General features: G+C 65.2%; 21 protein-coding genes. 8 read left to right on the top strand and 13 right to left on the bottom strand.

Going from position 1 to position 22524, the window contains the following annotated elements:
• Nucleotides 1-36: 36 nt before the first annotated feature.
• The 11 genes from GPICK_RS02925 to murI all read right to left on the bottom strand — a co-directional run bounded on the left by GPICK_RS02925 (nucleotide 37) and on the right by murI (nucleotide 13938).
• A complete protein-coding gene (locus GPICK_RS02925; RefSeq protein ID WP_039740373.1) occupies nucleotides 37-879 on the bottom strand; it encodes a cytochrome c3 family protein in 843 nt (280 codons plus the stop codon).
• 66 nt (nucleotides 880-945) lie between these two features.
• A complete protein-coding gene (locus GPICK_RS02920) occupies nucleotides 946-3639 on the bottom strand; it encodes an Ig-like domain-containing protein (RefSeq protein WP_039745191.1) in 2694 nt (897 codons plus the stop codon).
• A gap of 458 nt (nucleotides 3640-4097) precedes the next feature.
• The gene (locus tag GPICK_RS02915; protein ID WP_039740371.1) at nucleotides 4098-5471 is read right to left on the bottom strand and encodes a sigma-54-dependent transcriptional regulator; all 1374 of its coding nucleotides are present in this window, start codon (nucleotides 5469-5471) and stop codon (nucleotides 4098-4100) included.
• Nucleotides 5472-5559: 88 nt separating this feature from the next.
• Nucleotides 5560-7041 carry a two-component system sensor histidine kinase NtrB gene (locus tag GPICK_RS02910; protein ID WP_039740368.1) on the bottom strand — a complete coding sequence of 494 codons (1482 nt, stop codon included), beginning with the start codon at nucleotides 7039-7041 and terminating at the stop codon, nucleotides 5560-5562.
• A gap of 47 nt (nucleotides 7042-7088) precedes the next feature.
• Entirely contained in the window at nucleotides 7089-7694 is a 606-nt protein-coding gene (locus GPICK_RS02905) for a type II secretion system protein (protein ID WP_144400024.1), read from the bottom strand.
• A gap of 54 nt (nucleotides 7695-7748) precedes the next feature.
• Complete coding sequence (locus tag GPICK_RS02900) at nucleotides 7749-8693, bottom strand: transketolase family protein (RefSeq protein WP_084201324.1); 945 nt, start codon at nucleotides 8691-8693, stop codon at nucleotides 7749-7751.
• A gap of 51 nt (nucleotides 8694-8744) precedes the next feature.
• Nucleotides 8745-9593 (bottom strand): transketolase, encoded by an 849-nt coding sequence (locus GPICK_RS02895; protein ID WP_039740367.1) that lies wholly within the window; start codon nucleotides 9591-9593, stop codon nucleotides 8745-8747.
• Between the two features lie 11 nt (nucleotides 9594-9604).
• The gene (locus GPICK_RS02890) at nucleotides 9605-10030 is read right to left on the bottom strand and encodes a hypothetical protein (RefSeq protein WP_039740365.1); all 426 of its coding nucleotides are present in this window, start codon (nucleotides 10028-10030) and stop codon (nucleotides 9605-9607) included.
• A 90-nt stretch (nucleotides 10031-10120) separates the two neighbouring features.
• Nucleotides 10121-12538: a homocysteine S-methyltransferase family protein gene (locus GPICK_RS02885; protein WP_039740363.1), complete on the bottom strand. Its 2418-nt coding sequence runs from the start codon at nucleotides 12536-12538 to the stop codon at nucleotides 10121-10123.
• Entirely contained in the window at nucleotides 12535-13122 is a 588-nt protein-coding gene (locus tag GPICK_RS02880) for a GerMN domain-containing protein (protein ID WP_039740360.1), read from the bottom strand. Before GPICK_RS02880 ends, GPICK_RS02885 begins: the two co-directional genes overlap by 4 nt.
• Before the next feature lie 3 nt (nucleotides 13123-13125).
• The gene (gene murI, locus GPICK_RS02875; protein ID WP_039740358.1) at nucleotides 13126-13938 is read right to left on the bottom strand and encodes a glutamate racemase; all 813 of its coding nucleotides are present in this window, start codon (nucleotides 13936-13938) and stop codon (nucleotides 13126-13128) included.
• Nucleotides 13939-14178: 240 nt separating this feature from the next.
• On the opposite strand from murI, the gene GPICK_RS02870 reads away from it, so the two are divergent.
• From GPICK_RS02870 to GPICK_RS02835, 8 genes are all read left to right on the top strand, one after another.
• Nucleotides 14179-14520 (top strand): hypothetical protein, encoded by a 342-nt coding sequence (locus GPICK_RS02870; RefSeq protein ID WP_039740356.1) that lies wholly within the window; start codon nucleotides 14179-14181, stop codon nucleotides 14518-14520.
• A gap of 5 nt (nucleotides 14521-14525) precedes the next feature.
• Nucleotides 14526-15503: a 2-hydroxyacyl-CoA dehydratase family protein gene (locus GPICK_RS02865; RefSeq protein ID WP_039740354.1), complete on the top strand. Its 978-nt coding sequence runs from the start codon at nucleotides 14526-14528 to the stop codon at nucleotides 15501-15503.
• Nucleotides 15504-15530: 27 nt separating this feature from the next.
• A complete protein-coding gene (locus tag GPICK_RS02860) occupies nucleotides 15531-16295 on the top strand; it encodes an acyl-CoA dehydratase activase (protein WP_039740352.1) in 765 nt (254 codons plus the stop codon).
• 47 nt (nucleotides 16296-16342) lie between these two features.
• Entirely contained in the window at nucleotides 16343-16639 is a 297-nt protein-coding gene (locus tag GPICK_RS02855) for a hypothetical protein (RefSeq protein ID WP_039740351.1), read from the top strand.
• A gap of 7 nt (nucleotides 16640-16646) precedes the next feature.
• Complete coding sequence (locus GPICK_RS02850; RefSeq protein ID WP_039740349.1) at nucleotides 16647-17243, top strand: putative metallopeptidase; 597 nt, start codon at nucleotides 16647-16649, stop codon at nucleotides 17241-17243.
• Between the two features lie 54 nt (nucleotides 17244-17297).
• Nucleotides 17298-17783, top strand: a complete 486-nt coding sequence (locus tag GPICK_RS02845; RefSeq protein WP_236685624.1) for a bacteriohemerythrin — start codon at nucleotides 17298-17300, stop codon at nucleotides 17781-17783.
• A gap of 315 nt (nucleotides 17784-18098) precedes the next feature.
• Entirely contained in the window at nucleotides 18099-20006 is a 1908-nt protein-coding gene (locus GPICK_RS02840; RefSeq protein ID WP_039740345.1) for an LTA synthase family protein, read from the top strand.
• 36 nt (nucleotides 20007-20042) lie between these two features.
• Nucleotides 20043-20708, top strand: coding sequence for a cation transporter (locus tag GPICK_RS02835; RefSeq protein ID WP_039740343.1), 666 nt, complete (start codon nucleotides 20043-20045; stop codon nucleotides 20706-20708).
• Nucleotides 20709-20780: 72 nt separating this feature from the next.
• On the opposite strand, the gene modC is transcribed toward GPICK_RS02835, so the two are convergent.
• Together modC and modB are read right to left on the bottom strand one after the other, a co-directional pair.
• On the bottom strand, nucleotides 20781-21836 hold the full coding sequence (gene modC / locus GPICK_RS02830) for a molybdenum ABC transporter ATP-binding protein (RefSeq protein WP_039740340.1): 1056 nt from the start codon (nucleotides 21834-21836) through the stop codon (nucleotides 20781-20783).
• A 1-nt stretch (nucleotide 21837) separates the two neighbouring features.
• A complete protein-coding gene (modB, locus tag GPICK_RS02825) occupies nucleotides 21838-22521 on the bottom strand; it encodes a molybdate ABC transporter permease subunit (protein WP_039740339.1) in 684 nt (227 codons plus the stop codon).
• Nucleotides 22522-22524: the final 3 nt, after the last annotated feature.

The following is a 22524-nucleotide window of genomic DNA, read 5'->3' as shown; positions in this document are numbered from 1 at the left end:
CCTGAACATTGGTACACCAATTAAAATTCACGCAGACTACTTATTGTGACACGTAAAGCACATGGCGCTTCCCACATTGTCCCTGACCAGAAACGGCCTGAGCTTCGTGTTCCCCGTGGGGCTCCCCGTGGGGTTGCCATCGAAATCGAGCCCGTAGTCGGCATGGGGGTCGTGACAGGTCGAACACTCCATCCGGTCCCGATTGGGGCCGTAGAACCGGAATCCCTGGGCCTTGACCGTATTGATGTCGTTCAGGTACTGGGCCCCCTTCTGGCCGTACGAAGCCGTATAGGAGAAGGAGATCGGATGGTCATCCATCAGGTTGTAGCCGGCATAGGTATCGCTGTCGGTCTTGCCGAGGTTCGCCCGGTAGGGGGTACCGAAGGTCGGGAGACTCCCCATGGCGAGGGCCTGGGCGTTCGGGTTGCTCGGGTCGGTGAGAGGAAAACCGGCGATCTTTACCCGCTTGTCACCCGAGCCGTCCCCCGAGTCGACTCCCACCGTCGAGTTATGGAGCACGTTGATGGCGGTGCGGCCATCGTGGCAGCTGAGGCAGAGGAGCGACTCGGGGCCGGGGGCGGTCACCGCCTTGGCAGTTGGAGAGAGCGTGGGCGACGACGTATACATCCTGAACGTCTGTGTCGGGTTCACCTTGTTCCAGAGGGGGACCGACGGTTTGGCGTTATGGGGTGTATGACAGAAGACGCACACTTGATCCACCTCGGAACTGTACCAGTGACGGAGACTGGCGTTGGCCCAGGGAGCGCTCTTGGACATGTTGTGGACCGTCCAGCTGATATTTCCCGGGTTTGCGTTTCCGTTTCCCGCCGTGGCCAGAACCGCCGTCACGGCAAGTGCTGCCAACAGAAATTTCTTCATTCCAAACCTCGTTGCGTGTAATCCTTTACCTGCTTCATTGCCTCCTGCAAAAACCTGGCCTCCCCTTTACCAGCTCGGCATCCCGAGGGCCTTTCTCAGGATCAGGATCACGTCGACCATGTCGATGGTACCGTTGGGGTGTGCTTTCCCCTGGAGCAGCGGACCGATGTCGCCATGGGTCAGATAGCTGGCCGTCGGCTTGATCTGGCCGAGGTAGATCTTGAGGGCCAGCAGCGCATCCTGGATCGTTACCTGCCCGTCGCCGTCCAGATCGCCGTCGGGCACCTGAACGAGGAGCGACCGGACCGTGCTGTTGCCGGCGGCGTCGGTGGCCCGCACTGCAAGGGTGGCGGAGTCATAGGCCCCGACGGTGAGGCTGGCCTGCCATGCCTCGCCGCTCACCGTCACCGTCCCGGCCGCGCCGTTCTTGTCCTCCACCGTCACTGTGGCCCCTGCCTCGACGGTACCGGAGAGCGCCGCCGGGAAGGGGGTGTTGACCGGGTTAAGGGTAAGGGCCGGCGGCGTCGTATCGTAGATGAGGGTCCGCGTCACCGTCCCGACGTTTCCTGCGGCGTCGGTCGCCTTGATGGTGATGGCGTACGCCCCTTCGTCGGCAAAGGTGACCCCGAGGGCAAAGGTGCCGTTGGCCTGCTCGACCAGTACCGGCACGCCGTTCACATCGGCGGTGAAGGTCACCGGAGCGAGGTCGGAAACCAGGCCGGTCAGGGCGATGCTCTTCGTGTTCACCGCCTTGTCCTGCGCGGGGGAGGTGATGACCAGTTTCGGCGCATCGCCATCGAAGATGACCGTGCGCTTCGCGGTGGTGACGTTGCCGGCGAGGTCGACCGCCGTCACCTCCACGGTGTTGAGTCCCGCCACGAGCGGAACGTCGGCGCTCCAGTCGTTTCCGCTCATCGTCGCCGGCTGGCCGGCAACCGTGACCTTGGCCACCTTGTCGACCGAGCCGCTCACGGCCACGTGGCTGACGGCAACGTACGACCCCTCGGCCGGGGCCGTGAAGGTCACTACCGGCCGGGTGGGATCGAAGATGATCGTCCGGGTGTCGGTGGTCGCATTCCCCGCCAGGTCGGTCGCCACGACGGTAATGATGTTCGGGCCGATGTTCAGGGTGACCGCAGAACTGAAGGCGCCATTCACCACGGTGACCGGCGCGCCGTTGAGCAGGACGGTGTCGAGGTTGGGATCGCTCACGGTTGCCTGAATGTTCTGAACCTGCTCGCTGGTGTAGCTGCCATCGGCGAGGGCCGACACCTGGAGCGCCGGTGGCGTCGTATCGAGGATCGTGGAGAGCGAGAGCGTCGCCACCGCGCTTTGGGGACGCGTCGCCGTGACGTTCAGGGCGTTGAGGCCGGTGGTGAGGGGAACGCGGCAGCTCCAGCTGGTGCCGAAGATCGTCGCCGTGACGCTCGCCCCCGTGGTGGTGTTGGAAACCGTCACCAGGGAACCGGCGTCAACCGTGCCGGAGAGCTGCTGATACGGGTCGTTGGTCACCGAAGGAGTCGGGTCGAGAACGAGCTGCGGAGCCGGCTGCAGATAGTTCACCGACGCCGTGAGGGTCGTGGCGATCTGCGCCGCGTTGCGGGCCGTTACGGTGACAGTGGTGCTTCCCGGGGCCAGTCCGCTGAGGGTCACACGCCAGGTGCCGGCAGAGGGGGACGAAATCGGGCTGACGACGGTGCTGCCGCTGGCAGAGATGGAGAGGGTGGCACCGGCCGCTACGGTACCGCTCACGTCGAGGGTGGCGGCATAGACCGTGGCAGGGACCGGGTTGATGGTAAGCGCCGGCGGGGTGGTGTCCACCGGAACCCCGCCGCCGTCGATATTGAATACCGCCAGGTTGCCGTAGCCGTTCACCACGAGGAGGCGGCCGTAGGCCTGGTCGAAGACGAGATCGGACGGGACCATCAGTTGCCCCACCCCGCCGCCATACGCGCCGAAGGTGGAAAGGTACTGCTGGGTTCCGTTGGGATCGATGGCCTGAACCGAGCTCTGGAAGGTATCGACCACGTACATCCGCTTCAGCACCGGGGTCGGGCCGCTGGCATACTCGAAGGCCACCCCCTGCGGAGCGGTAAAGCCGAGGGCGCCGGAGCCGAAGACACCGATCGTCCGCTGATAGACGCCGTTTGTGTCAAAAAACTGTACACGGCCGTTGCGGGTATCGACCACCGCGACCTGATTGGAAACCTTCTCGAAGGCGATGCCGGAGGGGGTGGAAAACTGGCCGTTCGCCGTGCCGAAGCTCCCGAAGCGGCGGGCGAAGATGCCGTTGGCATTGAACACCTGCACGCAGTTGTCCTGGCTGTCGACCACGTAGATGAAACCGGCGGGGTCGACGGTGATGCCGTTCACCATCATGAACTGGCCGGCGCCAACGCCGAGCCGACCGGTCTCGACACCGGCGGGGCTGATGACCGCCACGTAATCGCCCTGCCCCACCAGGAGCGAACCATCAGCGGCAAGGGCGACCCCCTGGGGAGGGAGGGCGGTCTTGATGAGATTTGTCAAATGACCGAATGGATCATATTTGAGCACCCCCCCGGAAAGCGGATCGGTCACGTAGCTATTGCCGGCCGAATCCACGGCAACCCGCAGCGGAGAACGCATCCCCTCCGAAATGGGGTTCTGGCCGACCACCACCGGAGCCACGGCGGCAACGGCGGCCGACGCCAGCGAAATAACCAGAAACGCCAGCGAGAAGGCAACGGACACCATTCGTTTCGGCGATCTGCATACCATGGTAATGCCTCCGGTTTTATTGAAGAAACCCTTGCGGCCCAACAAGCCACACAAACAAGGGAGTGCTCCTGCCCAGAATCGAGCAATATCGGTGCCAACAGCGCTCCACATAAGGCTTTTTTCACAGGCCGCCACAGAGAGGGAGTTTTATCTCCCCCCGATCAGAACCATTACCGCACGCTATCTCCAGAACACATCCCCAAAGGGCAATTAAATCGCGGATTCACGGTGAACGCAGAGGAATCGCGGTGGGAATCCACTTCTCGCCCGCCTTCAACCGCCACCTGTTTTCCTCACGGAAAACTCCTCCCCCCGTGCCTCTAAAGGGAACTGTTTTTTCCAGGCTTATCGGCGAAATGACGGACAAGGCGTGGGAAAAAGAAACGTCACCCGCCGGGTTGCTGCGGGTGACGTCATCAAGGGAGACAAAACAATGGAAACGGAATAAATCCGCCCCCTTATTTGAGAAAACCGAACTTCTTCATCCGGTACCGGAATGCATCGATGCCGAGATTCAGCTTTTTGGCGGCCCTGGATTGATTCCAGTCGGTAATCTCCAGCGACTGGCGGATCAGCTCCTTCTCCACCTCCTCGATATCGACCCCCTCGGGAGGGAGCTTGAAGGTGGTGAAGCCGGCGGTCTGGGTCGACGCCTTGGCGACGATCTCCAGGGGGAGGTGTTCGAGCAGCAGCGTCTCCTCGTTGCCGAGGATGATGGCCCGCTCGATGACGTTCTTCAGCTCCCGGATGTTCCCCGGCCAGTGGTAATCGAGGAGGAGCTTTTCGGCCATCTTGGAGATGCCCGTTACGTGCTTGTTGAATTCGCTGTTGAAGACGTCGATGAAGTGGTTTGCCAGGAGCAGGATATCTTCCCGCCGCTCCCGGAGGGGGGGGAGAAAGATGGGGATCACCTGGAGGCGGTAATAGAGGTCGTTGCGGAAGCTCTTCTCCTCGATCGCCTTGAGGAGATCGCGGTTGGTGGCGGAGATGATCCGGACGTCAACGGCAAACGACTTGGTGCCGCCAATGCGGCGGAATGTCCGCTCTTCGAGAAACCGGAGGAGCTTGGCCTGCATCCCCATCTCCATGTCGCCGATCTCGTCGAGGAAGACGGTGCCGCCGTCGGCAAGCTCGAAGAGCCCTTTTTTCATGGTCTTCGCGTCGGTGAAGGCCCCTTTTTCGTGGCCGAAGAGCTCACTCTCCAGAAGGGTCGCCGGCACCGCCGCGCAGTTGATCGCCACGAACGGCTTTTCCGCCCGGGCCGACTGGTAGTGGATCCACTTCGCCACGAGCTCCTTGCCGGTCCCCGACTCCCCCTGGATCAGGACCGTGGAGGCGTCACTGCGGGCGACCTTGTCCATCATGTCGAGGACGTTCTTCATGTGCCGGCTTCCGCCGATGATGTCGGGGGGACCGAACTTTTTCGACTGCTCACTGCGCAGCCGCTGCACCTCACGGCGCAGGTCCGATGTTTCCAGCGCCTTGCGGATGACTATGGCCATCTCGTCGAGGTTGAACGGTTTGTTTATATAGTCGTAGGCGCCGAGCCGCATGGCGTGGACCGCCGTCTCCAGCCCGCCGTGGGCCGTGACCATGATGACGATGATCTCTTCGTCATACTCCTTGGTCTTCTCCAGCACCTCGAGACCGCCGATCCCCGGCAGCTGGATATCGAGGAGAACCAGGTCCGGCTGCTCCTCCCGGACGATCCGCAGGGCGTCCTCGCCGTTGCCGGCGGAAACCACCTCGTACCCCTGCTTCTTCAGATTCTGCTCCAGGGACCAGCGGATCAGATGTTCATCGTCGACAACCAGGATTTTCGTCTTTCTCACGGCAACTCCTTTGTCAGGCTGCTACGTACAGTGGATTAAGGAAACGCTTCAACTTCATATCATACGGACCGGCACAAACCGTCTCCCATCACAATTCCGGCGCATGCTCCGCAACCGGGAGGTCGATACTGAACACCGTTCCGTTGCCATCCTCGCTCGCAACGGCGATGCGTCCGCCGTGCTGGGTGATGAGCTTCTGGCAGATGGCGAGACCGAGCCCCGTTCCCTGCGCCTTGGTCGTGAAGAAGGGGGTAAAGATCTTGCCGATGATCTGTGGCGGGATGCCGGGACCGGTATCGGCAATGGTGATCCGCACGAACCGCGCCGCGCCGCTTTCGGCAAGGACACTTCCGACGGTGAGAGTCCCTCCCTCCTGCATCGCCTGGACGGCATTCAGGATCAGGTTCAGAAAGACCTGCTGCACCTGCTTCGGGTCGACGTAGACGGGAGGAAGCCCCTCGGCAAGCTGGAGGCGGCGCTCGATGTTCTTCCCCCCCCGGTGCTGGAGGGCGAAAATCAGCGTCCGGCGGAGGACGTCGTTGATCTCCACCCGCGTCGGCTCCGGCGGAGAGGGCTTGCCGAAGAAGAGCAGGTCGTTCACGGTCTTGTCGAGCCGGTTTACCTGCGCGATCACCTCGCCGATGATCTCCTTGCGGGGGTCATCCTCCCCGAAATCCTGCCGGATGATGGTCATGGCCGCGGCGATGCCGGCCAGAGGATTCTTGATCTCGTGGGCGATGCCGGCGGCCATTTCCCCCACTGACGCCAGGCGGTCGGCGCGCTCCATCTGCTGGAAGTGGAACTGTTCAAGCTCCCGCTTCGCCGTGTCGAGCCGGTCAACCATGGAGTCAAAGCTGGCGATGAGGTGGCCGATCTCGTCGCGTCCCCGGGGGGTCATCCGGACCGACAGATCCCCCTGTTCGACCCGCGCCATGTTCTCGATGATGCAGTTCAGGGGGCGCCGGACGAAACGGACCATGACGATGGAGATCGCCAGCGCAATGAAGGCGATGATCGCCGCGGTTGAGATGGCAAAGAGGCGCGTCACCTCTATGATGCGCTGATTGGTCTCGGCCAGGGAGTAATTGACGTTCAGGATCCCGATGATCCGCCGCTTCGCGCCGTGGCAGATGTGACACGGCGCGGAGTTGTAAATCGGCTTGATCATGCCGAAGACTTCGCCATGGCCGGGAGATTCGTAGATTCCGCTGGTCAGGTTGTTGATGAAGAGGGAATAGTCGCCATCGGGAACCGCGGCCCCGACCTCAAGGGGGTTGGATGACTTGAGAATCAGTCCCTGGGGATGGAAGATCCGCGCTCCGATCAGCCGGTTGTGACTGTGGCCGACCATCTCCAGGGTCGTCTGCACGTCCTGGGTGTCTCCCATGCTCATCGATTTGAAGATGCTCCGCTCGATGGTGTCGAGGAGAAGCTGGGTGTTCTCACGTGCCGTCTTGATGAGCTGGGCCTTCTCGCGCGCCAGATTGAGATAGGCAAAGGTGCCGATCCCCACGGAGAGGAGGGTGACCAGCAGAACGATGACGCGCGTTGTCAGGCTCTTGAAAATCAACCTTCCCCCTGGGATCGTCGGTTCTGCGATTGGGTGATGAATTCGCCTCAGCGGGCCGGAGTCCCCGTCGCCCCCGGGTACGACCACCCCGAAGGCATGCCAGCGGTTCCCGCCGGCGCCGCCTGGCCGGGCGAGGCCGACTGCCCTCCCCCTGCCTGCTGCCCCGTCGTGCCCCCCTTGCCCGACGCATCGAGGCTGAGGGCGAAGAGCCATTTCTTGTACTGGTTCGCCCCTTCCAGCGCCTCCAGCCCCTTGGGGAACCCTCCCGCCTTGAGCGGCTCATCCTCGCTGGTGCTCATGACCCCCACGATCCCCTTCCCCGGCTGGCGCACGACGTCGAAATCCTTGCCGGTGACGGGGTCCTTGTAGAGCCGGCGGATGTAGCGAACCGTGGTGGTAGAATGGGGGTCCTTCAGCAGATCCTTCAGGTCATTGAGGCTGCTGGGGGGGGGCTGTCCCGGCCCGCCCGGCTTGTACCACCGCTCCATGGCCGCCTTGTACTGCTGGCCGCGAAAGAGCAGCTCCTCCTCCCGCTCCCGCTTCATGGTCGTCCGCCAGAGCTGCCCCGACACACCGAGCATGATCCCCATGATGACGACGATCATGATCGCCGCCAGATAGGTGAAACCGTCTACCGATCTCAGTATCCGCATCTAGAGCTCCGCCAGAAACGGGGAGGGCAGTACCGGACAATCCCGGTCCGGCCCCTACCCCCGCTTCTTCGCGACGATCTCCCGCCCCGCCTCGGCCAGATCGGCAGGCATGAGGCCGAAGTACTTGATGAGCTCCTCCGCCTTGCCGGAGAGGCCGAACCGGTCGTTGATGCCGATCCGCCGGAGCGGCACCGGGCAGTTCTCGGAGAGGTATTCGGCCACGGCGCCGCCGAGCCCCCCCACCACCGAGTGCTCCTCGGCGGTGACGATGGCGCCGGTCTCCCGGGCCGCCTTCAGGAGGATTTCGCCGTCCAGGGGCTTGATGGTGGCAAGATGCACTACCCGGGCCGAAATCCCCTCCGTGGCGAGGAGTTTCGCCGCTGCCAGGGCCTGGGCGGTCATGAGGCCGGTGGTAACGAAGGTGAGATCATTCCCGTCGGCCAGCTGGGTCCCCTTGCCGATCTCGAAGGGGGCATCTTCGACCGTGACGGTGGGGACCTTGTTACGGCCGAGACGGACGTAGACCGGCCCCTTGTAAGCGGCGGCAGCGCGGATCGCCTTGGCGGTCTCGGGGCCGTCGGCCGGGACGATGACCGTCATGTTCGGGATCGCCCGCATGATGGCGATATCTTCCACCGACTGGTGGGAGCCGCCGTCCTCCCCGACGGTGATCCCGCCGTGGGTGGCGACCACCTTCACGTTGGCCTTCGGATAGGCGAGGGACTGGCGGATCTGCTCCCATCCCCGGCCGGCGGCGAAGATCGCAAAGGTGGAGAGAAACGGGATCTTGCCGGCGGCAGCAAGGCCGGCGGCGGTGCCGACCATGTTGGCCTCGGCGATTCCCATATTGAAGAAGCGCTCGGGGAATTTCTTGGCAAAGACCGACGTCTTGGTGGACCCGGAAAGGTCGGCGTCGAGGACGACGACGGCGGCATTCTCCTCGCCCAGCTCGGCCAGGGTCTGGCCGTAGGCGTCGCGGGTGGCGATCATGGTGCTCATATAGTCAATGTCCTTTCTGGTTGTCAGATCGGTGCGCGGCACGCGGCGCCGCTACAGGTTGCACTGCTCGCCGAGGCACTCCAGCGCCTTGGGGAGCTCTTCATCGCTCGGAGCCACCCCGTGGTACGACGCCTTGTTCTCAAAGAAGGAGACCCCCTTCCCCTTGACCGTCCGGGCGACGATGGCGGTCGGCTTCCCCTTCACGGTGGCTGCCTGTTCCAGGGCGGCGACGATGGCCTTCATGTCGTGGCCGTCGATGTCGATCACCTCCCAGCCGAAGGCGGCAAACTTGTCGGCAACCGGCTCCACGTTCATAACCTTCGCCACCTCGCCGTCGATCTGGAGGCGGTTCACGTCGATGAGGGCGCAGAGGTTGTCGAGCTTGTAGTGGCCGGCGGCCATGGCGGCCTCCCAGACCTGCCCCTCCTGGAGCTCACCGTCCCCCAGCAGGGCATAGACCCGGCTCTCACTCCCGTCGAGACGCAACCCCAGGGCCAGGCCGTTGGCCATGGAGAGTCCCTGCCCGAGGGAGCCGGTGCAGACCTCGACCCCGGGCGTCTGCTTGCTGTCGGGGTGCCCCTGGAGGTGGGAGCCGAGACGCCGCAGCATCATCAGGTCCTCCTTCGGGAAGTACCCCGCCTCGGCCAGGGCCACGTACAGGGCCGGCGCCGCGTGCCCCTTGCAGAGCACGAAGCGGTCCCGCCCCTCCCACTTCGGGTCGGCCGGCTTGTGGCGCATGACGTGGAAATAGAGGGCGGCCACCATGTCGATGGCCGAGAGGGAACCGCCGGTGTGACCCGACTGGGACTTATGCAACGTCTTGACGATGTCGACCCGGAGCTGCCGGGCCTTTTCCTCGAGAGAGCTGATCGTTTCGCTGTTCACGCTGGTCCTTTCCATTGCTGCTGTGATTATGAATCCTGCTTGTCTCCGGCCATGAGGAAGTCGAGGATGACGTCATCGAGGCTGGAGGGCTTGTCCTGGGGTTTCGGAGGGGAGGATGGGGGACGGGGAGGCGGAGTGGCGGCAGCGGCCGGGCCGGGCGGCGGGGTGGCGGCGGAGGGGGCCGGCGGCGCGGGGAAGGCCCGGGAGTCGAACTCGCCGTTCTTGAGGCGGCGGAGCATATCCTTGTGCTGCTCTTTCATCAACGCCTCGACCACCTTGTCGAGGTCCCCCACCTTGACGATATCGGCGTAGCTGGTCTTCTTGGAAGCAATGATGGTCCCCCCCCGGTAGAGGAGGGTAACGATGGAGGGGTTGGCAACGCCACTGTCCTCGGTCTGGACGTGGAAGACCTCCCCCTTGTACATGACGTTGTGATTGAATCCGACGACCATGGGTACCTATCCGCCAAATGACGTAACCGGCTAAAAGTAGCACGTATATTCGCCGGTTGCAAGGGATAATCGGTACGGCAAATCGCGGGGTTACACCGGTTTATCGAGAAGCCCCCTGATCCGCGCAACTGCCTCCATGGCGTCGCGGGCATAGAGGTCGGCGCCGATCTGGTCGGCATACTCCTGGGTCACCACCGCGCCGCCGACCATGGTGAATGTCCTGATCCCGGCCGCCCTGAGCCGGGCGATGACGTTCTCCATCTCGGTCATGGTGGTGGTCATGAGGGCGGAGAGCCCCACGGCATCGACGCCGAGCTCCTTCGCCTTCGCCACGATCCGGTCGGCGGCCACGTTCTTGCCGAGATCGATCACCTCGAAGCCGTGGTTCTCCAAGAGGGTGCAGACGATGTTCTTGCCGATGTCGTGGATGTCCCCCTCCACGGTGGCCATGAGGATCGTGCCGCGACTGGCGGCCGGAGCACCTTTCATCGCCTCCTTGAGGCGGGCGAAGGCGGCCTGCATCGTCTCGGCCGACTGCATCACCTGGGGGAGGAAGACGAGGTTCTTCTCGAAGCGGCGCCCCACCTCCTCCAGGCCGGGGAGAAGCCCCTCGTTGCTCACCTGGAGCGGTTCGAGCCCCTGGGCGAACGCCTCCTCCACCAGTGCCGCGATATTCTCCCGGTCGCCGGTGATGACGGCCCGCGTGAGCCGCTCGCGGATGTCGAGGTTCTCGGCGGCCCCGGCCGGTTCGGGCGCGGAGGCGGTGCCGGCGTAGGCGGCGATGTAGGCGGCCGAGGAGGGGTCGCGGTTCAGGAGCACCATGGCCGAACGCCAGGCGGCCATCATCTCCTCCTCTTTGGGATTGACGATGGCAGCGTCGAGGCCGGCGGCCATGGCCATGCCGAAGAAGGTCGACGAGACCAGGGGGCGGCGGGGGAGGCCGAAGGAGATGTTGCTGACGCCGAGCACGGTGTTGCAGCCGAGCCGTTCCTTCACGAGGCGGACCGCCTTCAGGGTCTCCATGGCCCGCTTCTGCTCGGCGCTCACGGTGAGGGTGAGACAGTCGATCACCACGTCGCTGCGGGGGATGCCATCCCCTTCCGCGGCGGCCACGATCCGCTCCGCCACGGCGAGGCGCCCCTCGCCGGTCTCGGGGATGCCGGTCTCGTCCAGGGCCAGGCCGATGACGGCGGCGCCGTACTTCTTCACCAGCGGCAGGACCCGGGCGATGCTCTTCTCCTCGCCGTTCACGGAGTTTACCAGCACCTTGCCGTCGGCTGCCTTGAGCCCCCGCTCCAGGGCCGCGGGGTCGGACGAGTCGAGGACCAGCGGCACCCCGACGCTCCCGGTCACGCAGAAGACCGCCCGCTCCATGGCGGCCGGCTCGTCGATTCCCGGGGTCCCGACGTTGATGTCCAGCAGATGGGCGCCGGCGGCCACCTGTTCCATCGCCTCGCGGCGGATGTAGGAGACCTTCCCCTCCCGCAGCTCCTGGGCGAACCCCTTCTTGCCGGTGGGGTTGATCCGCTCGCCGATGATGGCGGTGGTAAGCCCGCCGCCGAAGGCGACGACGGAGGTGCGGCTCGACAGGTACGTCACCCCCGGTGCGGGGCCACAGTCGCGCCACGACTGGTCGCGCCCCGCCAGCGCCTCCTTGATGGCCCGGATGTGGGCCGGGGTGGTGCCACAGCAGCCGCCGATGATCCGGACGTTGAGCTCCAGGAGCCGGTCGTGGAAGGCGGTCATGTCGTCGGGGGTACCGGGGAAGACGGTCTTGCCCTCCACGAGCTTCGGCAGCCCCGCATTGGCCTGGGAGATGAGGGGGAGCCGCGTCACGCCGCGCATCGCCCCCATGACGGCGCAGATGCCGTCGGGGCCGAGGCCGCAGTTGGAGCCGATGATGTCGGCGCCGGCCGCCGCCAGGGTCACGGCCGCCGCCTCGGGAGGGGTGCCGAGGACAGTGCGCCCCTCGTTGTCGAAGGTGAGCTGGGCGATGATCGGGATGGTGGGGGAGAGCTCCCGGATGGCGATGACCGCCGCCCGGATCTCCTTGATGTCGAGGAAGGTTTCGAGGGTGATGAGGTCGGCACCGGCCTCGATGAGGGCCGCGGCCTGCTCCCGGAAGAGCCCCGCCATGGCGTCGAAGGTCACCCCACCCACCGGCTCCACGAAGAGCCCGGTGGGGCCGACGGAGCCGGCCACGTAGGCATCGTCGCCGCAGACCTCCCGGGCGATCTCCACGGCCCGGACGTTGATCTCGCGGACCTTCGCCTCCAGGCCGAAGTGCTCCAGCTTGGCGCGGGTGCCGCCGAAGGTGTTGGTGACGATGATGTCGGCCCCCGCCGCCACGTACTCGCGGTGGACGCCGGCCACCACGTCGGGCATGGTCAGGTTCAGCTCCTCCGGCGACTGCCCCGGCTTGAGCCCCCGCTCCTGGAGCATGGTCCCCATGGCGCCGTCGAGGACGAGGACGCGCTCTTTGATCGCCTGCAGGAACGGCTTCTTCATGGTTTCACCACCTTTTCATCGGTCTTTTCCAGCGTATAATCGGGGGGAATGGGGCGGCGCAGGTCCACGTGTCCCGCCAGGGTCTCGGCGTCCTTCCCTTCCACCAGGAACTTCACCCCCTTGATCGCGGGGAAGTTGAGGCAGACGGTGTCCACCACCGAGTAGACCGCCGCCAGCTCGGCGGAACTGCCGCCGGGGAGCCCCGCCACCAGTTCCTTGCCGAAGTCGATGACCGCCGTCTCCCCCACGATCCGGACGCCGCGGACGACGGCGCTGGGGGGGAGGGTCGGCTGCAGTTCGCCCACGGGGCCGTTCACCAGCTCGTCGACCACCTCCTCCACGCAGTCGGCCATCTCCTCGCAGGCGTCGAGCTCCCGCCCTTCCCGGGCGAGCCCCTCGGCGTCGGGGGTGGCGAAGAAGAGGGTGACCCGGAACGTGCCGGAAGGCTTCGGTTCCGACTGGGCGACGGGGAGCTCCCGGCTGGTGCGGTATTTCTGGAAGATGAGGAGGCCGAGCACCGTGGCGGCCACCAGAAAGGCGACCACAATGAGGCGGCTCCACTTGCGGGGTTTGGTGCGCTTCATGAACTATCCCTTCTCCGTGTCGAGGCTTATCTGGTAGACATCCCCGAGACTGCCGCCGAGAAAGCGGTTGCCGACCCGGATGAACCCGGCCGGGACGTCGGAGACGAAGTAGTGGTGGTTGCCGAGTTCGGCGCTGGGACGGAGCAAGTCCCGCCCCCGGAGGATCTCCGCCACGGTGCGGGCGGTCTCCTCCGCGGAATCGACCAGCTTCACGGCATCCCCCACCGTCTCGCCGATCACCCTCTTGAGGATCGGGTAGTGGGTGCACCCCAGCACCAGCGTGTCGACCCCGTGGTCGCGGACCCCCCCGAGATAGGTCTCGGCCGTGAGGCGCGCCACCTCGTTGTCGGTCCACCCCTCTTCAGCCAGCGGCACGAAGAGGGGGCAGGCCTTGGTTACCACCTCCACCTCGGGATTCATCCGCTTGATCGCCTTGGCATAGGCGCTGCTTCGGATGGTCCCCTCGGTGCCGATGACGCCGACCCTGCCGCTGCGGGTGACCGAGACGGCCCGACGGGCCCCCGGCTCGATGACCCCCACCACCGGGATGGAGAGGGTCTCCTGCAGGGCGTCGAGGGAGCAGGCCGAGGCGGTGTTGCAGGCGACCACGAGGAGCTTGATGTCGCGCTTGACGAGAAAGGAGGCGATCTCGAGACTGTAGCGGGTGACGGTCTCGGGGGACTTGGTCCCGTAGGGGACCCGGGCGGTATCGCCGAAGTAGATGGTGTCTTCCTGGGGAAGGGCCTTAACGATCTCCTTGAGGACCGTCAGGCCGCCAACCCCCGAATCGAAAATGCCGATGGCTTTCCAGGGCACAGCGTGTTCTCCGCGCGCCCCCATTCCGGAAGGAGGGGGAGCGGCCGGCGCCTTCGCAGGGAAGGCGTTGTCGTATCTGTTGTTGAGATGCAGAAAAATGTTTATACTAGGTGAGCCGCAGCCCCATTGTCAAGGCATTTGCCCCCGCGTATACCGACGGGGAGCAGGCTTCTTTTTCTTCGGAAAATCTGCTATATAGAACGATACGAACGACCCATTCGAGAGCCGCCGGGAGCCCCCATGGAAAAACAGGAGATGGTCGACAAGGCGAAGGAGACCCTGAGCCCCTTCGAGACCCAGAACATTGTCACGTTCATCAAGAACCTCACCCTGAAGGGAGCCATGGAGAACCCGTGGATCATCGGCATCCTGGTCCTGCTGATCTTCTACGGGGTCGTCAAGCGCTCCAAGTTCGTCCTATCCATCGTCTTCGCCGCCGTCTCCATCGCGCTCCTGATCCGGCTCACCCTCCCGTCGGGCGAGGGGAACGAACTGACCCTCGGCTCCACCATCCCCTTCGCCCTGGGGGGGCTCGTCATCGGCGCCTTCCTCATCTACTTCATCTTCATCAAGTCGGAGTAACCCCCGTGCACCGTGTCGGCTTCACCACCACCATCCCGCTGGAGGTCATCCTCGCAGCGGAGAAAAGCCCCGTCGACCTCAACAACGTCTTCATCACGAGCCCGGCCAATAACCGGATGATCGAGGAGGCGGAGGTGGACGGCTTCCCCCGGAGCATCTGCAGCTGGATCAAGGGGATCTACGCGGCGATCCTCGAGTGCGGGATCAAGGAGATCGTCGCCGTCACCGAAGGGGATTGCAGCAACACCCGGGCGCTCATGGAGGTCCTCTCCCTCAGGGGGGTGGAGACGGTCCCCTTCGCCTACCCCCACGACCGGGATCCGGCGAGTGTCCGCTTCGAGATCGAGAAGCTGATGCGCCACTTCGGGGTCGGCTGGGACGCGGTGAACCTGACCCGGGAGCGCCTGGGGCGGATCCGGCGCAAGGTGCGGGAGATCGACCGGCTCACCTGGGAGGAGAACCTCGTCAGCGGTCAGGAAAACCACTATTTCCAGGTCTGCACCTCGGACATGAACGGCGACCCCGACCGCTTCGAGGCGGAAGTGGAGAGCTTCCTCGCCGGCGTCCAGGAGCGCACGCCGTTCAACGACACCGTGCGGCTCGCCTTCATCGGCGTCCCTCCCATCTTCGACGATCTCTACCCGTTCATCGAATCCCTCGGGGCACGGGTGGTCTTCAACGAAACCCAGCGCCAGTTCGCTATGCCCTACGACACCCCGGACCTGGTGGAGCAGTACCGCGCCTATACCTACCCCTACGATATCTTCCACCGGCTGTCGGACATCCTCCTGGAACTGGAGCGGCGGGGGGTGGACGCGGTGATTCACTACGTCCAGTCGTTCTGCTTCCGCCAGATCGAGGATATGATCGTGCGCCAGAAGATCCCCCTCCCGGTCCTCACCCTCGAAGGGGATAAGCCGGCCCCCCTTGACGCGCGGACCAAGATCAGGATCGAGGGATTCCTCGAGATGCTGGCGGACTAGACCTCGACCGCCCGGGAAACGGATTCCATGCACATCGGCATCGACTTAGGAAGCAGAAAGGCGAAATTCGCCCTCTTCGATGGAGAGCGCACCCTCCGCCTGGCCGACCACGACACGGTCACCTTCTACAAGCGCTACGGCAGGCTCGAGGGGGAGGAACTGGCGCTGGACCTGGCGGCGAGCGGCATCTTCACGCCGGCGGAACTTGCCAGCGCGACGGTGGTGGTCACCGGCTACGGCCGCAACACCCTCGCGCTCAAAGGGGCGCGCATCATCTCCGAGATCCGGGCCCATGTGGGCGGCGCCCTCTTCCAGACGGGGCTTCGGGAGTTCACCCTCCTGGACATGGGGGGGCAGGACACGAAGGTGGCCCTGGTGCGGGGGGGGAAGCTCGCCGACTTCGTCATGAACGACAAGTGCGCCGCCTCCAGCGGCCGCTACCTGGAAAACATGGCGGCGATCCTGGAGGTCTCCCTCGACGAGCTCTCCACCCACTGGGAGGAGCCGGTGAAACTCGACGCCACCTGCGGCATCTTCGGCGAGTCGGAGCTCATCGGCCAGATCCTCCGGGGGCACTCCGTGGAGCGGCTCTGCGCCGGGGTGAACCAGACCCTCGTCAAGCGCGTGATGCCGATGCTGAAGCGCTTCCCCTCGGAGACCATCGTCCTTACCGGCGGCGTCGCCCGCAACGGGGGGGTGGTGAGGCTCCTGCAGGACGAGACCGGCCGGGAGGTCTGCGTCCCCCTGCACCCCCAGCACAACGGCGCCATCGGCTGCGCCGCCATGGCGTAACATGACCCGGAGCATTTTCCCGTCAAAGAAAGCGGAGGTTCGCTGAGATGAAAATCGAGAAGAAGGACTGGTTCTTCATTGCCCTCATCGTCGTCGTGGTCGGTATTTTCTGGTCCATCTCCGGCGAGGTCCGGACCAAGAAGGTCCCCTTCGACGCAAACCACCAGAAGTTCTACGAGGCATTCCGCAAGGGCGAGGAGAAGATGACCCTCGACAAGACCTGCCCCGCCTGCCACAACGAGCAGCCCGGCGGCATCCCCTTCCCGAAGGAGCATCCGGTGAAACCGAAGGACGGGCCGATGCGCTGCCTCTTCTGCCACAAATTCAGATCGGGCGCGAAGTAACCTCCCGGTGGCCCCAGGGGGATCCGTTCTCAATCTGACCCGGGAGCTGGAGCGGCTCGTCGCCCACGTGGCCGCCACCGTCGACGAGCTTTCCCATGTGGACCCCGCCCGGCTGCTCCTCTGCGTCTCCTCCACCCGCAGCGGCGGCGTCGGCGGCATGTACGCCAAGATCCACCCCCTGCGGTTCGCCGGCGGGGAGAAGAGCGTGACGCGGCGGCGCGGCCGCCACACCTACGTCAGCACCATGCCGACGGTGCTCCACCGGGAGACGGAGATCCTCTACGTCATCTACTTCCTCGTCCCCCGCTTCCTCGACCTGCCGCTGCGCGAAAAACTCATCACCATCTTCCACGAGCTCTACCACATCTCTCCCGCCTTCGACGGCGACATCCGCCGCTTTCCCGGCAAGAACTTCGCCCACGGCAGCTCCACCCGGCGCTACAACGCCTGCATGGCGAAACTGGTTGACGGCTACCTGGCCGGCCACGGCCACCCCGAGCTGCTCGCCTTCCTCGACGGCACCGCCGCCGACCTGCGGGGACGGCACCGCGCCCTGGTCGGACGCCGTTTCCGCATTCCCCGCATCAGGACGGAACGGGCGTAACCGACGCCGATAACGGCATTTTCCCCTCAAGAAATCCCGATTCCGCACGATACGATGAAAGTAATCACTTACCTGCGAGCCACGGTCCCCCGCGACACCGGGATGCCCGCCGCCCATACCCTGCACCACAGGAGAACCAGAACCATGGCCATTGGATGGAGAGAGGATCTGCTCACGGGCATCGACGAGGTCGACACCCAGCACCGGGAACTGTTCCTCCGTTTCGGAAACCTGCTGACCGCCTGCAACGACGGCAAGGGGAACGAGGAGGTGCTGCGGCTCCTCATGTTTCTCGACGAGTACGTGGTATCGCACTTCGCCGCCGAGGAACGGATCATGCGCCACTGCGGCTGTGCCGACTACCTCGAGCACAAACGGCAGCACCAGAAGTTCACGCGCGACTTGGAGGAGCTGAAACGGAACGTTCGCGACGGCGGCGCCGGCCTCTCCCTCGTGATCTCGACCAATCAGATGATGATCGAGTGGCTCACCCGTCACATCGAGAAGATGGACAAGGAGATCGTCAACTTCCTCGCGTAGTCCCCGCCGCGTCCGTTCCATCCCACACCGCACCGGGCTCTCGATGGGGTCCGGTGCGGCACCTCTCCCCCTGCGCCACCTTTAACGTCCCTCCCCCCTCCGTTAGGCAAATCGCTTGCGTTTGGCCGGCCGGAGACGGTAGTATTAATGAAAATATGGCAGTTTCGAACCGATGCCCTCCCCGTCCGCGCCAGCCACTTCGCCGCGCAGCAGTGCCGGGAGGGGGGGGCGGGCCCCCGTCAGCCGGCACACTCCGGTCAGGTTTCGTTCTGCAGCATCAACACCGCCCCCAATCAATCCTGACACGGAGCCCCCATGAACCTTTCCCGCAGATTCGGCGTCGTCGCCCTCTTCTCGTCGCTTTTCATCGCCATTGCCACGGCGATCCGCCTGGTGCTCCTCGCCATGGTTCCGACGGGGTCGGGGCTCACCCCGCTCCTGACGGCCAAGGCGTTCGGCATGGGATTCGCGTTCGACTTGGCGACCCTCGCCTATTTCCTGATTCCGGCATCCCTCTACCTCATGCTGGTCCCCTCCCGGGTCGCCGGGCACCGGCACCACCGATGGCTCATCCGCGCCGCCTTCGCCGTCATCCTCTACGCGCTGCTCTTCGACGGCGTGGCCGAGTATTTCTTCTTCGAAGAGTTCGGCACCCGCTTTAACTTCATCGCCGTCGACTATCTGATCTATACCCACGAGGTGGCGGGAAACATCCGGGAGTCGTACCCCCTCGGCCCAATCCTCGGGGGGATCCTCGTGGTGGACCTGGCGCTCGTCTTCCTCCTGCGCCGGGCTATTGACCGGGCCGCCCTCCTCACCTTCGCCGGCCGGCACCGCCGCGGGGGGATGGCGCTCCTGGCCGCCCCGGCGGCGGCCCTGCTGCTGATGAACATCTCCGCCTCCTCCATCTCCGCCAACAGCTACGCCAACGAGCTGGCCACCGACGGCATCTACAGCCTGGTCGCCGCCTTCCGCAACAACGAACTCGACTTCACCCGCTTCTACGTGACCCGCGACGAGCAGAAGGTGCTCGCCCGGCTCCGGACCCTCGTGGCGGAGCGCAACAACCACTTCACCGCTCCCTCCCCGCGCATGACCCGCGCCATCACCGGCGAAGGGAAAGAGCAGCGGCTGAACGTGGTCGTCATCGTCGAGGAGAGCCTGAGCGCCGAATACCTCGGCACCTTCGGCAACACGAAGGGGCTCACCCCGAATCTCGACCGCCTCGCCGGCGAGTCGCTCTTCTTCACCCACCTCTACGCCTCCGGCACCCGCACCGTCCGGGGGCTCGAGGCACTCTCCCTCTCCATCCCGCCCCTTCCGGGGACCTCCATCGTCAAGCGGCCGGACAACGGCGGCTTCCGCTCCTGGGGGGAGGTCATGCGGGAGAAGGGGTACGACACCCGCTTCATCTATGCCGGCTACGGCTACTTCGACAACATGAACGCCTTCTTCGCGGGGAACGGTTGCGACATCGTCGACCGGACGAACTTCGCCAAGGATGAGATCACCTTCGCCAACGTCTGGGGGGTCTGCGACGAGGATCTCTTCCACAAGGTGATCCGGGAGGGACGGGCGTCGTACGAGCGCGGCAGGCCTTTCTTCAGCATGGTGATGACCACCTCCAACCACCGCCCCTTCACCTATCCGGCGGGAAAGATCGACATTCCGTCGAAGACCGGCCGCGACGGCGGGGTGAAGTATGCCGACTTCGCCATCGGCACGCTCCTTGCCGAGGCCCGGAAGGAGCCGTGGTTCCGCGACACCGTCTTTGTCATCGTGGCCGACCACTGTGCCGGCAGTGCCGGCAAGACCGAACTCCCGGTGAAGAAGTACGAGATTCCCCTCTTCATCTACTCCCCCGCCCACGTCTCCCCGGCCCGTATCGACCGGATGATGGCCCAGATCGACGTGGCCCCCACGGTCCTCGGCCTGCTCAACATGAGCTACACCACCGACTTCTTCGGCCGCGACGTCCTGAAGGCCGGCGACAAACCGGAGCGCGCCTTCATCTCCACCTACCAGAAGCTCGGCTACATCGAGGGGGACCGGCTCCTGATCCTCGGGCCCCACCACAAGGAGGCGCTCTACCGGTTCGACCGCGCGAGCGGCGCCGTCACCCCGCTTCCGATGGACGAGGGGTATCTGATGAACATGCTTGGCTGGTACCAGGGGGGGAACTACCTGTACAAGAACCGCCTGAACCGGATCGAGCGCCGCTGATCACCGGCGGCAGCGGTCCTTGGGGAGGAATATCTGATGCTCTGCGACAAATTTCTGCGAATTCAGCAACTCTACCGCACGGCGGCCCTCCTGGCGCTCATCACCATCGGCTACAACCTCGTGGAAGGGATGGTTTCGGTGGGGCTCGGCGCGGCGGACGAGACCCTGTCGCTCTTCGGCTTCGGGCTCGACTCCTTCGTGGAGGTGATTTCGGGGCTGGGGATCTGGCACATGGTGCGGCGGCTTCGGCGGGGTGAGGAGGAACGGCGCGACGCCTTCGAGCGGCGGGCGCTGCGGATCACCGGCGGGGCGTTCTACCTGCTGGCGGCGGGTCTGGCGGTGACGGCGGCCATCAGCATCCATGCCGGCCACCGGCCGGAGACCACCGTCTGGGGGATCGTGGTATCGCTGGTCTCCATCTCGTTCATGTGGCTGCTCATCCGCCACAAGACCCGGGTGGGAAAGGCGCTCAACTCCCCGGCCATCCTGGCCGACGCCGCCTGCAGCCGGGCCTGCCTGCTGCTGTCGGTGGTGCTCCTGGCGTCCAGCGCCGGTTACGAGCTGACCGGCATCGGCTCCCTGGATTCCCTCGGCTCCCTCGCCATCGCCTGGCTCTCCTTCAGAGAAGGACGGGAAGCCTTCGGCAAGGCCAACGGCATGGCGTGCGGCTGCTCGTGTTCCTGCGGCGACGCTTCCGATTGATGCGGCCGCTCATTTGTCCCCTCACCCCGCCCCTCTCCCCGGGGGAGAGGGGGACTCGCTGACCCCGCAGAACTACCCGAGCCGCCGGAAGGCCGATGCCTTCACCGCGGCGTAGACCTCGCTTCCCGCCGCCAGCTCCAGCTCCCGGGCCGCCTCGCCGGCCACCTCCGCCACCAGGCGCTCGGCGCCGCACGCCAGTTCCACCCCCACCTTGCGACCCGCATCGAAGGTCCCCGTTACCGTGCAGCAGAGGAGATTCCGGGCGCTGATCGCCTCGGGATGCTTCTTGAAGAGGATCATATCCTTGGAGGAGAGCTCGAAGAGGGATTCCGCCCCATCGCTCCGGGCGGTGAGGAGAAGCCGTCCCCCCCCCCAGGCGTAGGAGGTGAGGCCGTCGTGCTCCCGGGGGTCGGCGAGCCGCAGGAGGTTGATGTACCCCACGGGGCTTCCCCCCATGCGGCTGCGGGCCAGGTCGTCGGGGGTGGTGTCGTCCGCCTGGCGCCCCCGGTCGAAGACCACCACCCGGTCGGTCATGAGGCGCATCTCCACCAGGGAGTGGGAGATGAAGAGATAGGGGATGGCGAATGCCTCGCAGGCCCCCCGGAGGTAGGGGATGATCTGGAAGCGGAGGGCATCGTCCAGGGCCGAGAGGGGTTCGTCCATGAGGAGGAGCCGCGGGTTGGAGAGGAGCGCCCGCCCCAGGGCCACCCGCTGCTTCTCGCCGCCGGAAAGGTTGTTCACCCCCCGGTCCAGGAGTTGGCCGATCCTCAGCACCCCGACGAGGTCGTCGAGGCCGATCCGCCGGTTCGCCACGGTGCAGCGCTTCCACCCGTAGAGGAGGTTTGCCCGCACGGAGAGGTGAGGAAAGAGGTGGGGGTGCTGGAAGACCAGTGCCACCCGCCGCCGCTCCGGCTCCGCGTTCACCCGGCGGTCGGCGGAAAAGAGCGGCTCGCCGTCCAGGAGGATCTCGCCGGCATCGGGGCGTTCCAGCCCCGCCACCATATTCACCAGGGTCGACTTGCCGCTCCCCGACTCGCCGAAGATGCCGATCCGGTTCCCGGATGCCGTGAAGTCGGCACCGAGCCGGAACCCGCCGAACGATTTCGTCACCCTCACCGTGAGCTCCATCTCAGTCCCTCCGTCCCATGCGGCTCCCCACGTATTCGTGGAGGAAGAGCACCGCCAGCGACAGCCCCGCCGAGACGAGGCAGAGGGTGAGGGCGGCCTGCTCGCCGCCGGGGGAGCTGGCGTAGTCGTAGATGGCCAGCGGCATGGTCTGTGTGGCGCCGGGGATGTTCCCGGCAACGATGATGGTGGCGCCGAACTCGCCGAGGCTGCGGCCGAACATGAGGGATGAGCCGGCCACGATCCCCCGCAGCGAGAGCGGCAGAATGACCGTGGCCAGCGTATCGAACCACCGGGCGCCGAGGGTGCGGGATGCCTGGATGAGCCGGCCGTCGATGGACTCCATGGCGATCCGGATGGAGCGGACCAGAAGCGGGAACCCCACCACCGCCGAGGCGATCACCGCTGCGTACCAGGTGAAGATGATCCGGATCCCCGCCGCGTCCAGCAGCCCGCCGAGCCACCCCCGTTTCCCCAGCAGCAGGAGGAGCAGATAGCCGATCACCACCGGCGGCAGCGTCAGCGGCAGGTTCAGGAGCACCTCCAGGAGCGTCTTCCCCCGGAAGGAGAGAAAGCTCATGGCATAGGCCACGGCAACGCCGAAGGGGAGCGACACCAGGGTCGCCGCCACGGCGACCCTGGCCGAGAGCCTGATGGCGTCTATGTCGGCGGGGGTGAAGGAGATCATGGG

Origin of the sequence: Geobacter pickeringii, from assembly GCF_000817955.1 — a bacterium.
GTDB lineage: Bacteria > Desulfobacterota > Desulfuromonadia > Geobacterales > Geobacteraceae > Geobacter > Geobacter pickeringii.
Note: the sequence above shows the minus strand (reverse complement) of the source record. Positions and strands in the feature narration are given on the sequence as shown.

Excerpts from the sequence above, each read along its gene's own strand:
- GPICK_RS02925 (WP_039740373.1), bottom strand. The coding sequence starts at position 879 with ATGAAGAAATTTCTGTTGGCAGCACTTGCCGTGACGGCGGTTCTGGCC.
- GPICK_RS02920 (WP_039745191.1), bottom strand. The coding sequence starts at position 3,639 with ATGGTATGCAGATCGCCGAAACGAATGGTGTCCGTTGCCTTCTCGCTG.
- GPICK_RS02905 (WP_144400024.1), bottom strand. The coding sequence starts at position 7,694 with ATGCGGATACTGAGATCGGTAGACGGTTTCACCTATCTGGCGGCGATC.
- GPICK_RS02900 (WP_084201324.1), bottom strand. The coding sequence starts at position 8,693 with ATGAGCACCATGATCGCCACCCGCGACGCCTACGGCCAGACCCTGGCC.
- GPICK_RS02895 (WP_039740367.1), bottom strand. The coding sequence starts at position 9,593 with ATGGAAAGGACCAGCGTGAACAGCGAAACGATCAGCTCTCTCGAGGAA.
- GPICK_RS02890 (WP_039740365.1), bottom strand. The coding sequence starts at position 10,030 with ATGGTCGTCGGATTCAATCACAACGTCATGTACAAGGGGGAGGTCTTC.
- GPICK_RS02885 (WP_039740363.1), bottom strand. The coding sequence starts at position 12,538 with ATGAAGAAGCCGTTCCTGCAGGCGATCAAAGAGCGCGTCCTCGTCCTC.
- GPICK_RS02880 (WP_039740360.1), bottom strand. The coding sequence starts at position 13,122 with ATGAAGCGCACCAAACCCCGCAAGTGGAGCCGCCTCATTGTGGTCGCC.
- GPICK_RS02870 (WP_039740356.1), top strand. The coding sequence starts at position 14,179 with ATGGAAAAACAGGAGATGGTCGACAAGGCGAAGGAGACCCTGAGCCCC.
- GPICK_RS02860 (WP_039740352.1), top strand. The coding sequence starts at position 15,531 with ATGCACATCGGCATCGACTTAGGAAGCAGAAAGGCGAAATTCGCCCTC.
- GPICK_RS02855 (WP_039740351.1), top strand. The coding sequence starts at position 16,343 with ATGAAAATCGAGAAGAAGGACTGGTTCTTCATTGCCCTCATCGTCGTC.
- GPICK_RS02845 (WP_236685624.1), top strand. The coding sequence starts at position 17,298 with ATGAAAGTAATCACTTACCTGCGAGCCACGGTCCCCCGCGACACCGGG.
- GPICK_RS02840 (WP_039740345.1), top strand. The coding sequence starts at position 18,099 with ATGAACCTTTCCCGCAGATTCGGCGTCGTCGCCCTCTTCTCGTCGCTT.
- GPICK_RS02835 (WP_039740343.1), top strand. The coding sequence starts at position 20,043 with ATGCTCTGCGACAAATTTCTGCGAATTCAGCAACTCTACCGCACGGCG.
- modC (WP_039740340.1), bottom strand. The coding sequence starts at position 21,836 with ATGGAGCTCACGGTGAGGGTGACGAAATCGTTCGGCGGGTTCCGGCTC.
- modB (WP_039740339.1), bottom strand. The coding sequence starts at position 22,521 with ATGATCTCCTTCACCCCCGCCGACATAGACGCCATCAGGCTCTCGGCC.